This window comes from Candidatus Bathyarchaeota archaeon (genome assembly GCA_026014745.1).
Taxonomy (GTDB): Archaea; Thermoproteota; Bathyarchaeia; order Bathyarchaeales; family Bathycorpusculaceae; genus Bathycorpusculum.
In genome coordinates, this window is the sequence record JAOZHS010000002.1 from 316,341 (window position 1) to 331,822 (window position 15,482).

Below are 15,482 nucleotides of genomic sequence, written 5' to 3' on the forward strand. Positions count from 1 at the left end.
GCTGACAAGTTAGCGTTCGATGGAGATTTTGCTTATTGAAGCTTCTTTCTCCAGAACTACCACATGTTCAGCTTTAGCAGCAAATGCCTCGCTGTGGGTGACGGCGATGATTTGTTCGATGGCTTTGAATCGGCTAATGGCGTCGGCTAAACGTTCGATGCTGCCGTCTTCGCTGCCCAAGTTCTCTGTTGGCTCATCCAAAACCAACATGCTCAAACCGTGCCCCGTCCGCGACTGCATAATAAGTTGCCCAAGCCCCAACCGATACGCAAACGCCAACAACGTGCGTTCGCCGCCAGAGAGGTTGCTGACTTCCCGATTCTGCCCCGACTCACTTTTCACAAATGGCGTATAAGATTCGTCAATGAGAACGTTTAGCAGGGGAGTTTCGCCGCCTACTAAACTGTCAAGTACCTGCTGGACAAAATTACGCAGCACCTTGACGTATTCTCCTCTGAGTTTGGGTTGAATGCTGCGGTAGGCATCTCGGATGGCAGTGAGAAGTTCGGCGGTTTTTTGTATTTTTTGCATGCGGTCAAGTTTTTCTTGAGCTTGATTAATGCGCTCTTTTGTGTCGTCTAGGCGGCGTGATAGGTCTTGTTTGCGGTTTTCTTTGGTGCGTAAATCCGATTCGATGGCAAAAACCTGCTTTAAGGCTTGGTCGCGCTGCAGGCGTGCGGCGTCCACGTCTTGGAGGTTAAATCTGCCGATTTCTAGCTGAACCGCCGCTAATTCTTGGCGCAATTCGCCGTCTGACCTTTGTTTTTGCACAAACTCCTCAGAAAGGTGGGATAGGTTAGTTTCTTCTTCAGCTATGCGCGACTTCAAATCCGTCTCCTTGGTGAGGCAGGTTTGGAGGTTGGTGCAGGCTTCGGATGCTTGGGTTTTGCTTTTCTGCAAATCCGCTACTTGAAGCCGAAGCAAGTTGATGTTTTTTTGGCGTTCTTGGTTCTCGTGTTCTATGCGGTGCATGAGATCAGTTTTATAATCACCCGTCAGGGGCTGGATACAGAGGGGACACATGTCCTCTTTCTCCAACGACACAGCACGTTTCTGGTCCTGCTGCATACTACGGGCGGTGGCTTCCTGCTCAGCACGCAAGGTACTGATTTTATCATCAAACCCAGCCAGACAAACCCGCAACTCCTCAACCGAGAGGTTTGGCGCCAGCCCCACCTGCGTAAGCTTCTCGATGCAAACCTTAATTTGGGTTTGCAAAGATGTTTGGCGTTGGATAAGGTTGTCGAGTATTGTTTTTTTGCCCTCTAAGCGTTCCGTGAGTGAGGCGAGGTTGTTGGTTGTGTTTTGGATGTTTGCGTTTAGGCGGGCTTCTTTGCGTTTGAGTTCCTCGACAGCGAGTTTTTTGTCCTCGAGCGCTTTGAGTTTTACATTAGCTTCTTCAAGTAGCTGTTTGGCGATCTCAACCCGTTGCTTTTGGTCCTCTAAATCTATCTCTAAAAGCGTGAAATCTTCGCTTGCCCGATTATAATCAGCGTTAAGCTTCTCTAACCCGTTGACGTCAGGGTCTTTTTCGTATATGCGCTTTTCGGTTTCGTAGTCGCGTTGGTATTGGGCGATGTTGGTCCATGCTTCCTCATAATCAGATAAGCCGAAGAGTTCGTCAAGTTTTCTTTGGCGGTCCCGAGGCGTAACATCCAACAGTTCCTTGAGGTGCTCTTGGCGGAACCAAACAATTTCACGGTACAAATCCTTGTCTAATCCCGTGATGGCTTTGAGTTGCTCAGCTACCGCGTCGGTTTTTGAGCAGGCAAGAAGCCGCTCGTCTTCAAAGAGTTTGAGCTGCTCCACATCTTGACTAATACCCTTGCCTTTGCGTCGGAGTCCACGGACAAGTTTGTAGGTGCTGCCGTTATGGCTAAACTGCACCGTAACCTTTGCCGCCTCCGCGTTTTCCCGCAGCAAATATTCAAAACCCCGACTCACCGAATCGCCAAACAACGCAAAATCCAACGCATAGAGCACACTGGATTTGCCGCAGCCTAACCCGCCGACGAGACAGTTGAAGCCGCGGGTGAAGGGTACTGTGGATTTTTGGTGGCTGCGGATGTTTTCAAGTTGGACGATTTCGATTTTCATTTGGTGAGCTCCTCGATTTGTTGTCTGACTTTTTCGTCCTGTTTGCGGGTCAGGGGCTCGATTAGGTTGACGGCGCCGTGGGCGATTTTGTCTGCTTCTTCGGGGCTGTAGCGTTCGCTAAAGATTTGGAGGAAGTACTCGTAGGATTTGGTTTTAAGGTCCTTGAAGTCGCCTTCAAAGATGGAGCGCACCACCTCGTCAGAGACAGCGGTTTCTTTGAGCAGCACAATGGGGTGGACAAGGAGCGCTTTGGGGGCGGCGGCGCGGATTTTGCCGATTTCAATTTCAGTGCGGCTCGCCTCCACAGGCAAAGTTCCCCTAAGCACAGGTATGACCACGGCGTCGGCGGAATCAGCTTCACGAACCATACCCGTCGCGTTCTCGGTGATTTGAGCCGCCGACATGCCTGTGTAATCCTGCTCTAGAATAATGAAGCGACGCGGACACGCCAAGTCAATGAGTTGCGGGGTGGCTTGCCCCTTTGCGTCGACCGTAACGTGGTAGAAGCCTTTGATGTAGTGCGCTTCATCATAGCCCACGGTTTCGGTGCAGCCTGCATACGCTAAGACGCCACCTTTGAATTTGCCCAAGAACCGTTCATGAATGTGCCCCGCCGCGTAGTAGCAGAAGCCATCAGGTAAGTCATTGGGGCTGAGTTCAGCTTCTATAAAGGGCGGTTTCACTTCGGGCAGGTCGAGAGCGCCGTGGAAGACGAATATGTTGGCGATGTCTGGTTGGGGAGTGGGAGGGTTGTCGGCGAGGAAATGGGGAAGGGCTTCTTGAGTCTTGTGACGGTTATGATAATTAGGTATGCCATATACGTAGCAGGTGTCGGGTTTACTCCAGCACGCGCCGGGATGCCGCGGCAGATGAGTTATGAGTCCTGCACTATCAAGGGGGTAGAGGATGGTGCTGGTTATGGTGTTAGGCGCCGAATCATGCGACCCATCCACAGTAAGCACAGGGATGCCTGCGTCTCTGAGGCGCTTAAAGCTGCGAATCGTGTTTTCCAAGGTGATGTTGGAGGGGCGAGGCTGATGAAAGAGGTCGCCAGCGATAATCATGAAGTCGGGATGAAGCTCGATGGTTTTGTCCACAAGTTCGCTAAAGGCATTATCGAAGTCTTGGCGGCGTGCCTCTAACCCATACTGTGAGTAGCCTAAGTGGAGGTCGGAGGCGTGGACAAAGCTAAACGGCTTCAAAGCGATTACCTTTTTCTTTGAAGGTAGAGTTTGGGGTTGCCTGTTTTAAGTCTTTACCATCTTAGTGGATTAAAATTTTGGGCACACTAAATGACTGCCACAAAGTCCGCAGACGCTAAAACCTATTTATACTTATATAAGGGAGGGTGTAGGTTTCTGAACTGATGACCACCAAGCCAAAAGGGCATACATCACGGCTGCATTTGACGCGTTCCAGCAGTCAACAAGTGTATTTGGTTATGCGCTTTGTCTGTGGGCGTCGATAAGTTTTTATGTTCCGTCTAAGTCTCATAGGTGCACCAACGTATATTAAACACAGCAAAATAATGGATTGATGGACCAAAATGGTAAGAAAAGCTCGAATACGCCTCACAAGCACCGATTACGCGAAACTTGAAACGGTTTGCGGAGAACTCAGAAGCATAGCTCAGAAAACAGGCGTTAAAATGAACGGTCCAGTACCGCTTCCCACTAAACGTCTACGTGTTCCAGTCCTTAAGGGTCCATCCGGCGAAGGAACAGCCACATGGGACCGCTGGGAAATGCGCATTCACAAACGCCTCATCGACATCGACTCTGAAGAGCGCGTTATGAGACGCATTATGCGTATCCGTGTACCCGAAGAAGTGCACGTAACCATCGAACTCATCTAAGCCTTTTCTGCTTGTCTTCTTTTCCATTTCATTTTTCCTTTTAGCCCAGAGCATACCCTTTTTAGCCAAATTTAGCTACACCCTTGATTGAGGTGAGGGCATGAAGGAATGGCGATGTATAATGGTGGAACATCATGACACTGTTGGACCCGCAATCATAGAGTGGGAAAAACAGGGCTGGCGGATCCATACATATTCGACCGCGGGGCTAGTCGGCGCACTCAACTATACCGTGAATCATTACCTGCTTTTTGTCAGAGGAGAATAACACTCCGCTTACCAGAAGAAAAACCAGCCAGTAAAAACGGCCAAGATGACGCTTGGGATAAAGACGGCTGCCCAGATTTTCTTGTTCAAACTAAATACTTTATAGCCATCCAAGATTCCGAACGGAACCATGTTAAATACCGCCATGAACGCGTTAATGTAAGCTAGAAAGGCTAACACAACCAACATTGCACCACTTACCGGCAATGCAAAGAATAGTGCGAGGAAGGCTACGGAAAGAATCAAGTTGGTTAACACTCCAGCAACAGAGATTTTTACCATGTCTTTTGCGCTTGAGGGTTGACCGCCAATCATCATGGCGCCTGGTGAAATCATCTTAAAGGGCAGAAACACCGAGAACAGTGTTAGAAGGGCACCCCAAGTGGTAAGTCGGAATTCAGCCCATAAACCTGCTTTCTGTGCCGAAACTTTGTGGGCGATCTCATGCACCAAAAAGGACGCGGTCATTAAAACAGCGAAAATTGACATCGCCGTCAAATCCCATGGCCACCCGTCCAAGAAAACCTCATATAAGTACATCGAGAAGCCGATGCCGATGACAAGGGCTGCTGCGATGCTTATGTGTTTGACTTCTTTTTGGCTAAAGAGGATGCGGTTTTTACGTTTGTAGGGGTCTTGACCGTAGACGTAGCTGTAGTTGTAGCTGTTGTAGGCTTGGTTGGTCATAACTTGTTCTTGGCGTTGCGCGCGGGCGTTGCTTATGCCTGGGCAGTTGTGGTTTTCTGGTAGACGGTGTGCACTGCAGAATTGTCCGCCGCAGAAGGGGCAACGGAATGGAAGCATGGTTTCTTGTCCACAAGCTTGGCACTGCATCTAGATGACGCCTTTTTTATGATAGTGCATGTGGTTTCTTATATTTTTACGCCAAAACTAAACCCAAAACGCAAGCCCAAACCATCACGCACTGGGCACTGCGCTCTGTTTTTTGTTGGTTTGGTAGCTGGAATATGCGATCAAGGCAGCCCAATACGCGACGCCAAATATCCCCAGATAAACACACAACAGGTACTCTTCAGGACTACCTATACCAGCTTGCAGCATCGGGTTAGCTGTCCACGGATAAAAAGGCTCCATCTCCGAGTAAAGAAAAGCATCCAGCAACACGTGCAGCCACGCCCCCAGGACGCCCGCCAACAGAAACGACCTAAGTTTTAGGGGCTTGCGGGTTTCTAGCTGGATTTTTTGGTAAAAAGGCTGCAACGGCTTCTCAATCCAAAACATCACCGCCCCCAAAGCCAGCCCCACCGCTGAAGCCAACAGCAAAGAATGCAGATAGCCATGCAGTGGGTAAGGCAGCCCCAAAACCAGAACCAAAAAAGGCTCCACATCCAAAATCACATTAGCAACTATGAAGGTAGGCGCATGCAGGTACCTTCTCAGCGGCAACCCCACGGCTAAGGCAGGGCCTAAATGGAATGGCGTGAAGGGCATAAAGCAGCTTATGTGTTGGTTGCTTGTTATGGTTTTGGGTATTCGCTACCTGTGGGAGATGTTGGTAGTCTCTGAAGGAAACCCCGCCATAACAGTAGATCAAATTTTTTGTTTTGTCTCTTTGTGTGGGTGTGGCGGTTTACGGGATACCACAAGATGGTTGTAGGTCTGGGTTGTTTTTTGGGTTTGCTGCCTGTTTTGGGGTCTGTTTGGATGTGGCATAACCAGAGTCCCCCACACGCCTAACATAGAGGCATGTTGAAACCGCCGCCATGTGCATGTGGGGCAATGTATAGACTGGTTTTTTCTCCACAAGAACCAGCCACAAACAAACTTTTTGATCTATGTTAAAAAAAGTCATAATGGAAGAATGGGGGTTTGCGCCCTCTATCCAGAGTTTTGGACAAAAGGAAAGAGGGTTAGCTATATTCTCGGAAGGTATGGCCGCAGTCGGTGCACCGCAGAAACTGAGTGGATGATTCGTCTGCGCCTCGAGTTTGTACCAACCAAACAAACACTGTGCTGTTGTTGCATTTTGGGCATTTGAAATGTATTGTTGGTTGGGTGCTTAGCTGTTTCTCCTTGTCGATTACGGCAACCATCTGTTTGGGGTTATGCGGGATATTCTTTAAATCCACTTTACCCACGTTAACGTCTCGATTGGTGTAGCCGCATTTTTTGCAGGTCAACACAAGCATAGCTTGCGTTCCTGTCTCAACAGCTTTTGTCGCTAGAATTGAACCACATTGGGGACAAAACTCCATTCAACATACCTCACATTTTCGGGGCTGTCAGTGTGGGGGTTAACCTTATGCAAGCAATTTTTAGGAAGGGAGAGGGAGAAACTTTTGCTGCATTGAAGTTAACCCTGATTACTGAAGCCTCCATTTTCGTTACCCACCATTTAGCTCAATTGAAAAATAAATAACAGTGTGACTGCACTCTGCCTACAACAACCGTGATCCATGGTATTTTTCAATATTTTTCTCTACAAAAAACATGGAAGAACTTTCTAAAGAGGGGCTCAAACTTTATGTAGTTGTTCAGGTTTTTTGTGAATCTAAGCACAATAGTATAGTGCCTTGATTTACTCTTAGTGTAGGTGAAACTTTATGGCTGAAGCAACAGCCCCAGTAACGTCCACAAAAGATCAGCCTATAAAAGCTTCCGAAATCGACCCCAAATTCAAATACGAACTCCAAAAAATCCACGGAAGCGAATCAATTTTGAAATGTTTCCAGTGCGGAACATGTACCTCGGATTGTCCAGTAGCAAGATACAGCGATTCATATCGACCCCGCACGCTAATCCACATGGCGCAGCTAGGCCTCAAAGAGCGCGTGCTCAGAAGCGATACGCTTTGGCTCTGTGCTGCCTGCTTCACCTGCACTGACCGATGTCCCCAAGATGTCGAAGTTGCAAACGTCATACGAGTTTTCCGTAATCTCGCTATAGAAAAAGACTGTATCCCCCAAGTTTTCAAGGATCAAACCCAGAGCTTGCTTGAATCGGGCTACGCTTACAAAATCCCCGAGCTCAGAGTCAAAAAACGTGAATCTCTGGGGTTACCGCCACTGCCAAAGGGCGATGCGGAAAACGTAAGGAAGGTCCTCAAAGGCGTAAAATATATTGAAAGAAACTCAGGAGCAAAATCCAGTGGGCAATAAATACCTAATTTTCCTCGGCTGCGCTATCCCCTACCGTGTCTCCAGTTATGAAATCAGCGCCCGTAAAGTCCTCACGGGACTCGGCGTAGAACTCGTCGAGATGCCAGAATTCAACTGCTGCGGACTCCCCCTTGACGCCGTAAGCCACGAAACAATGCTAATTCTCGCAGCCAAGAACCTCGCCATAGCCGAAAAGCAAGGCCTAAACATTCTAACATTATGCCCCGGATGCGCGGGAACCCTCAAAAAAGTTAACAAAATCCTAAAAGAAGACAAAACCCAACGAGACGAAGTCAACAGCCACCTAAAAGAGGCTAACCTCGAATTCAAAGGCACCATAGAAACTAAACATCTTCTCCAGTTCCTAAAGGAAGACGTCGGCTTAGAAAAAATCAAAGCCGCGGTCACCAACCCCCTTATAGGTCTAAATGTTGCTGAACACAACGGCTGCCATATCCTACGCCCCAAAGAATACATTGACTTTGATGACCCCGAAGACCCTCAAACCCTCAAAAACCTAATTGAAGCAACAGGCGCCACCTGCCTCGATTATATTGATGAAACCGAATGCTGTGGTGCACCCAGCGTCGGTGTCAACGACAAAATCGCCTTATCTCTTGCTCGAGACAAACTTGACCACATAAAACAGGTCAACGCCCAAGCCTTAATCACCATATGTCCTTTCTGTCACATCATGTATGATACAAACGAATTGAGAATAGAAAAAATGTTTAATGAGGCCTATGGCATTCCCATACTGCACTATCCCCAACTGTTAGGATTAGCCATGGGCATGACTCCTGAAGAGTTAGCAATGCATGAACTCAGAGTAAACCCAACAAAAATAATCCAACAAACCACCCAAGGAGCAAACAAACCGTGACGCAAAACAAACTAAAAATAGCCTTTTACTGGGCTGCAAGCTGCGGCGGCTGCGAAATCGCCGTCTTAGACATAAACGAAAAAATCCTTGACGTTACCAAAATCGCTGACATCGTATTCTGGCCAGTAGCCTTAGACGTCAAATACAAAGACGTTGAAGCCATGGAAGACAAATACATTGACATCACCTTCTTCAACGGTTCCATCCGCAACAGTGAACAAGAACATATGGCAAAACTCCTACGAGCAAAAACCAAAACCTTGGTAGCGTTTGGCTCCTGCGCCCATGAAGGCTGCATTCCAGGCTTAGCTAACCTTAACAGCAAAAAAGAGGTATTCGAGCAAGTTTACCTTAAAGAAAAATCAAACGTTAACCCAAACGCGGTAACACCTAAAACCCAAAGCCAAGTTAAAGAAGGCACCCTAAAAATCCCCGAATTCTACGACACCGTCAAAACCCTATCCCAAACAGTAGAAGTCGACTACTTCCTTCCAGGCTGCCCACCGCCAGTTAAACTAATCGCCGCCGCCATCGACGCCATCGCCAACAACAACTTACCCAAAAAAGGCTCCGTTCTTGCCCCTCCCAAAGCAGTCTGCGACGAGTGCCCCCGCAAACGCGAAAACAAAAAAATCGACAAAATCTACCGCGTCTACGAAAAAACTCCTGAACCCGAAAGGTGCCTCCTTGAACAAGGTATCCTCTGCATGGGACCCGCAACCCGAAGCGGCTGTGGCGCACAATGCCTCAAAGTAGACATGCCATGCACTGGTTGCGGTGGAAAAGCCCCCAACGTTCCTGAACAGGGAGCAGCCATGATAACTGCGTTAGCCTCTATCCTTGGCTACGACAGTGTAGAAGGCAAAACCCAATACACCGAAAAAGAAATCGAAGATTTAATCAACCAAATAAAAGACCCCGTTGGCACCGTATACATGTACAGTTTGCCATCTTCAATCCTTAAACGTAAGGTGATAAAAGAATGAAAGAAATCCTAATTGACCCAATAACTCGGCTCGAAGGACACGGCAACGTATCCATATTCCTCAACGACCAAGGCGAAGTAGAAAACGCCTACCTCAAAATCCCCGAACTAAGAGGATTTGAGAAGTTCTGCATCGGCAGACGAGCCGAACTCATGCCCCAACTAACCACCCGCATCTGCGGAGTCTGCCCAGTCGCCCACCACTTCGCCGCAACCAAAGCACTTGACCAAGCATTCAACGTCGAAGTCCCATCCGCAGCAAAGAAACTCCGCGAACTCATGTACACAGCCTACTTCATCTACGACCACACACTACACTTCTACTACCTAGGCGGACCCGACTTCATCGTAGGCCCCGAAGCACCCCCAGAAAAACGAAACATCCTAGGCGTCATCGAAAAAGCAGGCATAGAAGTCGCCAAAGACGTCATCAAACACCGCGCCTACGGACAAAAAATCACCGAAATCATCGGCGGAAAAGCCACCCACCCCGTCTGCGGACTCCCCGGCGGCATATCCAAACCATTAAGCGAAGAAAACCGCCAACAAATCGAAACCATGGCATCCTCCTGCCGCAACTTCGCACAGTTCACCCTAAAACTCTTCCACCAAATCGTCCTAAGCAACAGCCAATACTTAGACATGATAACCAGCAAACCCTACACCATGCCCACCTACTACATGGGAACCGTTGACGAACACAACAAAGTCAACTTCTACGACGGCAAAACCCGAGTCGTAACCCCCAACGGAAACGAATTCCTCAAATTCAACGCCCAAGACTACCTCCAACACATCGGCGAACACGTCGAAGAATGGACATACAGCAAGTTCCCCTACCTCAAAGCAGTCGGTTGGAAAGGAGAAGTCGCAGGCCCAGACAGCGGCATCTACCGCGTTGGACCCCTCGGCAGACTAAATGCCTCAAACGGCATGGCAACTCCGCTCGCACAGGCAGAATACGAAGAAATGTATAGCACCCTCGGCGGCAAACCTGTGCACAGCACACTCGCGTTCCATTGGGCACGCCTAATCGAGCTCCTTTACGCTACCGAACGATGCATGGAACTCGTCACTGACCCCGAAATCACCAGCACCAACGTCCGCAACAAACCCACCCAGGAACCCACCGAAGGCGTCGGCATCGTCGAAGCAGCCCGCGGCACCCTCATCCACCACTTCACACTCACCCCAGATGCACTCGTCAAAGACGTCAACATGATAGTCGCCACCACCAACAATTACCCAGCCATCTGCATGAGCATCCGCGACGCAGCCAAAGGCCTAATCCACGACGGCAAAATCGAGCAAGGCATCCTCAACAAAGTCGAAATGGCATTCCGCGCCTACGACCCCTGCTTCGGCTGCGCAACCCACGCCGCAACCGGACAAATGCCCCTAACAGTCGAGGTTTTCGACGCACAAAAACGGTTACTTGACAGCGTTAGCCGTTAACTTTGTGCCTTTTGGCACCCAGCTTTTTATTTTTAACAATTTTTTGCAAATCGGCGTTTTAGACCCTTAGCAGAGTCATCAACTTCTCAACCAAAACGAGCAGCCTACAGAAAAACCTGCCAATAGCCCCCAAACCTTCAACCATACCCCTCAAATTAGCCAAATCCGAACGGGTAATTGAGCGAGTAAGCAACATAGCAACAAGCACCACCAAAACAAAGAAGGGGACGCCTACAACGAGGAGAAGCCAACTCGCCAAAGGCAAAGCAGCAACAACAAGATACGTTAAAACGCCAGCCACGGCTGAAGAAAGCAGGATTTTAGCTGAAGAAACCCAATCCACAACTACGCCATAAGTTTTTTTGATAAACCCTAAACCGATAAAGATGCCAGGTAGAACAGCAGTCAACGTTGAAAAGATAAGGCCATACACGCCGAAATTCATAATCAAAAGATAACCCATCGGGAAACCTATCAGCCCAGTTAATAGGCCCAGCTTCATCATGTAGGTTGTTTGGCCCTGACCATTCAGAAACCCTGTTAAACTAAGATACCCAAAGGCGGTATAGAAATATTGAATCGCTAATAGCGCCAAAAAAAGCGGAGCCAAAGTATAGGTGGCGCCGAAAAGTGTTTCAACACCCGGCGTAGCCAAACACATCACTAAGGCAGTGACTGGAACCACAACAAAAGCGGCATATTTAACAGAGAACTGAAAAACGTTCCTAAGAACAATCTTATCTTTCTCTGCGTCGAGTTTCGAGAAGGCAGGAAACATCATCGTCGTAACGGGAATTGCGAAAAAAGTGATTAACACAACAAAATTCATTGCGATACTATAGTTGCCTATAGTTACGTTTTCTGTGGTGTAGTAGATGGGGAGCAGAAAGGCGTAGAATTGTGGAAGCAGCAGTGTAACAATTGTTGCAAGCGATAGGGGTAAACAATACTTCAGCAGGGTAGTCAAGTATGCCGTTATTTGCAGCTTATTTGAGGGTGGTTTGGGTAGCTTTCGATAGATAACCAAAACAAGACCGACCCCGATTATGCTGGCAATAAAATTACCCGCTAAAAAGCCAACAGAGGCTCCAGCCGTTCCCAGACCTAAAGCAACAAGGGCTATGATAAGCGCAGTTTTTGAGATGCTTTGACCAATAATCATGATGCTGTTGAGTTCCATTTTCTCAACCCCAGTAAAAGCCGCCGTAGCAGCATTCACCAAGCCGTTGGCGAAGATAGAAAAAGACACAATTTGTATAAGCGAAGCAATCTCGGGACGATTAAACACGCTTGCAGCCAAAAAATCAGCCAAGAAAAAGGATACAACCGAAAGAACAAGGCCTATTATCATTTCAAAGATTATGCCCGTAATATAGATGCTGCGGATTTCATCAAGCCTGCTCTCGGCACGGTACTGCGCGGTAAATCGAACCATGGCAGAGGTTATGCCCCAATCACGGAAAACCTGAATAAACGTCGGAACCGTCAAAACGACAGCGTACAATCCATAGAGGTCTGAGCCGAGGAGACGTGCAATGAAAATCGTTCCTACTGACAGAATTAGCGTTGAAATTACTAATCCCCAAAGCAGGTGAAAACTTCCTGCAGTTGAAACCTTGGCAATATCAACAGCTTTACTCATTGAACATCCTCAAAAAAGACACATGAATATCAAAAAAACCGTCTATTGATATTAGTAAAAAAGTAGTTCATCCGCATTAACGTATTCTTTTTTGTTGACCCGCGGGTTGATTATACAGTTTGCATATACAGTTTGATATACAACTCATAGGCAGCAAACCAGAGAAGAGTGAAATAGGTAACTAGCTGCGAAAACACGTTTTTCAAAAAGAACCCAGTGATGCTATTCAGCGCGGCATTTCCAATTGAAAACAGACCCCAACGGGAGTATGACCATTAACCAAATCTGCGAAGTTAGCCAATAGTCCCCCAGCATAAACAAAACTATAACTTAGATGGTTAATTCAAAAACCTTGAAAGCGAAAAGAGAAAAATTGAGTGATCTTACGGACAGTACATAATTGAGCAAAACATACTTCAGTACTTACGCTTAAATAGTTAAAAAATCACTTGTGAATAATTCCGGTGGAAAGATTGGCAAAAGAAAGCGTATTAATAATTGGACTCGGCGAAATCGGACACACACTATTTGCACTCTACACAGAAAGAAAAACAGAATTTGACTCCTACGGAATAGACTTAGACCCCGCCAAAATGGCTGAAAATAACCAAAGCATTGAAAATATTCCAAAAAACGTCTCAGTCCTACAGGTTGCTATGCCTTGCGGCAACCCAGACAATTTCGCCAAAATAGTAGCGGGCTACGTAGACCAATACAAACCAAATCTCACAATCATCAACAGCACTGTTCCACCAGGAACCACCCTAAAAGTCGCGGCTAAATGTGGTTGCTTGACAGCACATTCACCTGCCCGAGGCGTCCATATAACCACTGAGCATATGATTTGGGAAATGAAACGCTGGCCAAAATACGTAGGCGGCGCAACACCTCAAGCAGGCGAACTGGCAAAGGCACATTTTGAGAAACTCGGGCTACAGGTGAAAATGCTCAAAAGTTGCCGTGAAACCGAATTAGCTAAGCTTTTTGAAACCACATACCGCGCATGGATGATTACTTGCTTCCAAGAAATGCACCGCATCGCACAATCCTTCGACGCAGACTTCAATGACACCGTAGACTTCCTAGAAGACACCCACCGACAACGCCTAGACAGACCAATAATGTTCCCAGGCTATATCGGCGGCCACTGCCTAATCCCCAACACAGAGTTACTGCTGAAATCCTATGATTCAGATATGCTACGGCTGATTTTGGAGTCCAACGAAAAGCGTAAAGAGGAAATGAAAAACCCAACAATTAAGCAGGAAGCAGAAAAAGTCGCCGCAAGAGCAGATAAGTTACAAAAGGACTTAACTGGCGAGAGGAATGTGACTTTACCCCAAAGCCGAGGAAAAACGCGATAATTTTTTTTGACTTTTATCGATCCCCCAAATGAGCGATGAAAGTCTTTTCTGAAGCAATTAGGCTCAAGAAGGAAATATCTATCGGGGCTTACGAAATTATTAGTGAATAGTAACATTTGGAGTTTTGCGGAAATATGTATAACGATAGAATTCAGAGGGTCTTAGCTGCTTCTGAAGCCCTCACGGGCACCAATTTGTTAAATTGTAGAGGTTAAAGCCTAAGGTGTTAGTTTTTACCTGTAGGCTGTCGGGCAGCGGTTGTAAGGTTGAATAATAAACAATAAATAACTTACTTGTCCAATAATATAAAAAAGGCTGTCCCTGGTGGCAATTACTTGATTGATGAATTAGTTAATAAAATTCACTCAAAGCAATTTAATTTGGCAGTTATAGGCGCTGGTTACGTCGGACTTCCTACTGCTGCATTATTTGCTGATGCCGGTTTTTTTGTTACTGCTGTTGATATAAGGCCGGCTATTATTGAGGAAATTAATAATCGAAAATCCCCAATTGATGAACCTAATTTAGAACAGATGATTGCCCGTAATGTTGAAAAGGGCAAGCTTAAAGCATCTCTAACATCAACTCTAGATTTCACCAACTTGGATGGAATAATATTTTGTGTACAAACACCAATAAATAACCTAAACAGCCCTGATTTATCCTATCTTCTTACAGCCGTTGAAACTGTTGGTTCCTATCTGCGCAAGGGTGCATTGGTCACCATTTGTAGTACCGTTCCACCAGCAACCGTCCGCGATAGGATAAAACCTATGCTGGAATCGCTAAGTGGGCTAAGCGTAGAAAAAGATTTCTTCTTAGCATATGCACCCGAAAGAATTGCACCTGGAAAAGCACTTAACGAGTTTGTAGAAAGCCCTAGACTAGTTGGTGGCATTGGACCTTTGAGTACAAAAGTGGCTGTGGCGTTATTTAATTCAGTCTGCAATGAGGTGATAGAAACCGATGCCTCAACTGCAGAGATCTCTAAGCTTGCTGAGAACACATTTAGAGATATCAACATTGCTTTTGCGAATCAGTTAGCGCTCATTTGCGAACAAAAAGGCGTTGACTTTACTAAGGTAATTGCGCTTGCAAATACGCACCCGCGAGTTCATATTCATACCTCTGGACCAGGGGTGGGTGGGCCTTGTCTAACAAAGGATCCGTACCTTCTCATTCATGAAGTTTCTGATTTTGGAAAAAACATAGTCACAACCGCTCGAGAAATTAACAATTACATGCCTCGGCATATTGTAGAATTAACTTTGAATGCCCTGAAACTTAACGGCAAGAAGATAGATCATTGCAAAATAGCCGTGCTAGGAACCGCATACAAAGCTGATGTAGATGATCATAGGCTCAGTCCCGCTGAACCAATCATTTGGCAACTTGTTCAATTAGGCGCAGAGGTTTTTACTTTTGATCCTCATTGTGCAGAAGCTTTCGCCTCGAAAAAGGCAAAAAATATTTTAGATGCCGCTAAAGAAGCCGATTGTCTTATAATAACTGCAGACCACTCTGAATTTAAGAATATGTATCTACCTGACATTCGTACTGTTATGAATGAGAAGCCATCAATTATAGATGGTAAAAGGATAATCAATCCACAGGAAGCCGAAAAACTTGGTTTTTCGTATTTTGGTGTAGGTTACGGTAGACAAAACGATGTAGGTGCACAATCAATTATGTTAAAAGAAAAAGTGTTTGCCACATCAAAAAGCACAACCAGCTAAGTTAATATGCGAAATAAAGCCTTTAACGGGAAAAAACCCCTACCGTGTTTGATGGGTCTTCGCCATTGGAATAATAAAT

The 15,482-nt window shown here is 46.7% G+C and carries 14 protein-coding genes; 8 read left to right on the top strand and 6 right to left on the bottom strand.

The genetic code is table 11. From position 1 onward, the window contains the following. Positions 1–9 precede the first annotated feature (9 nt). Together NWE92_08400 and NWE92_08405 are read right to left on the bottom strand one after the other, a co-directional pair. A complete protein-coding gene (locus tag NWE92_08400) occupies positions 10–2,097 on the bottom strand; it encodes an SMC family ATPase (protein MCW4029651.1) in 2,088 nt (695 codons plus the stop codon). Then, positions 2,094–3,299 carry a DNA repair exonuclease gene (locus tag NWE92_08405; protein MCW4029652.1) on the bottom strand — a complete coding sequence of 402 codons (1,206 nt, stop codon included), beginning with the start codon at positions 3,297–3,299 and terminating at the stop codon, positions 2,094–2,096. Before NWE92_08405 ends, NWE92_08400 begins: the two co-directional genes overlap by 4 nt. 344 nt (positions 3,300–3,643) lie before the next feature. Between NWE92_08405 and rpsJ the strand changes: the two genes are divergently transcribed. Beyond that, entirely contained in the window at positions 3,644–3,952 is a 309-nt protein-coding gene (rpsJ, locus tag NWE92_08410) for a 30S ribosomal protein S10 (protein MCW4029653.1), read from the top strand. 100 nt (positions 3,953–4,052) lie between these two features. Further along, on the top strand, positions 4,053–4,220 hold the full coding sequence (locus NWE92_08415; protein ID MCW4029654.1) for a hypothetical protein: 168 nt from the start codon (positions 4,053–4,055) through the stop codon (positions 4,218–4,220). Positions 4,221–4,228: 8 nt separating this feature from the next. Here NWE92_08415 and NWE92_08420 read toward each other — a convergent pair whose 3' ends face one another. The 3 genes from NWE92_08420 to NWE92_08430 form a co-directional block, all read right to left on the bottom strand. Continuing rightward, entirely contained in the window at positions 4,229–5,053 is an 825-nt protein-coding gene (locus NWE92_08420) for a hypothetical protein (protein ID MCW4029655.1), read from the bottom strand. An 84-nt stretch (positions 5,054–5,137) separates the two neighbouring features. Further along, positions 5,138–5,671: a DUF4184 family protein gene (locus tag NWE92_08425; protein MCW4029656.1), complete on the bottom strand. Its 534-nt coding sequence runs from the start codon at positions 5,669–5,671 to the stop codon at positions 5,138–5,140. A 419-nt stretch (positions 5,672–6,090) separates the two neighbouring features. Next, entirely contained in the window at positions 6,091–6,435 is a 345-nt protein-coding gene (locus tag NWE92_08430; protein ID MCW4029657.1) for a transcription factor S, read from the bottom strand. A gap of 348 nt (positions 6,436–6,783) precedes the next feature. Here NWE92_08430 and NWE92_08435 point away from each other — a divergent pair, with 348 nt between their 5' ends. Genes NWE92_08435 through NWE92_08450 form a run of 4 tightly spaced genes read left to right on the top strand, consistent with a single transcriptional unit; the run spans position 6,784 to position 10,661 of the window. Next, complete coding sequence (locus tag NWE92_08435; protein ID MCW4029658.1) at positions 6,784–7,338, top strand: 4Fe-4S dicluster domain-containing protein; 555 nt, start codon at positions 6,784–6,786, stop codon at positions 7,336–7,338. Next, positions 7,301–8,221 carry a CoB--CoM heterodisulfide reductase iron-sulfur subunit B family protein gene (locus NWE92_08440; GenBank protein ID MCW4029659.1) on the top strand — a complete coding sequence of 307 codons (921 nt, stop codon included), beginning with the start codon at positions 7,301–7,303 and terminating at the stop codon, positions 8,219–8,221. Before NWE92_08435 ends, NWE92_08440 begins: the two co-directional genes overlap by 38 nt. Further along, positions 8,218–9,207, top strand: coding sequence for an oxidoreductase (locus NWE92_08445; protein MCW4029660.1), 990 nt, complete (start codon positions 8,218–8,220; stop codon positions 9,205–9,207). Before NWE92_08440 ends, NWE92_08445 begins: the two co-directional genes overlap by 4 nt. Then, positions 9,204–10,661, top strand: coding sequence for a Ni/Fe hydrogenase subunit alpha (locus NWE92_08450; GenBank protein MCW4029661.1), 1,458 nt, complete (start codon positions 9,204–9,206; stop codon positions 10,659–10,661). Before NWE92_08445 ends, NWE92_08450 begins: the two co-directional genes overlap by 4 nt. 58 nt (positions 10,662–10,719) lie before the next feature. On the opposite strand, the gene NWE92_08455 is transcribed toward NWE92_08450, so the two are convergent. Continuing rightward, a complete protein-coding gene (locus tag NWE92_08455; protein ID MCW4029662.1) occupies positions 10,720–12,303 on the bottom strand; it encodes an oligosaccharide flippase family protein in 1,584 nt (527 codons plus the stop codon). A 473-nt stretch (positions 12,304–12,776) separates the two neighbouring features. On the opposite strand from NWE92_08455, the gene NWE92_08460 reads away from it, so the two are divergent. Then, the gene (locus NWE92_08460) at positions 12,777–13,667 is read left to right on the top strand and encodes a hypothetical protein (GenBank protein ID MCW4029663.1); all 891 of its coding nucleotides are present in this window, start codon (positions 12,777–12,779) and stop codon (positions 13,665–13,667) included. A gap of 335 nt (positions 13,668–14,002) precedes the next feature. Then, the gene (locus NWE92_08465) at positions 14,003–15,403 is read left to right on the top strand and encodes a nucleotide sugar dehydrogenase (protein MCW4029664.1); all 1,401 of its coding nucleotides are present in this window, start codon (positions 14,003–14,005) and stop codon (positions 15,401–15,403) included. Positions 15,404–15,482 lie beyond the last annotated feature (79 nt).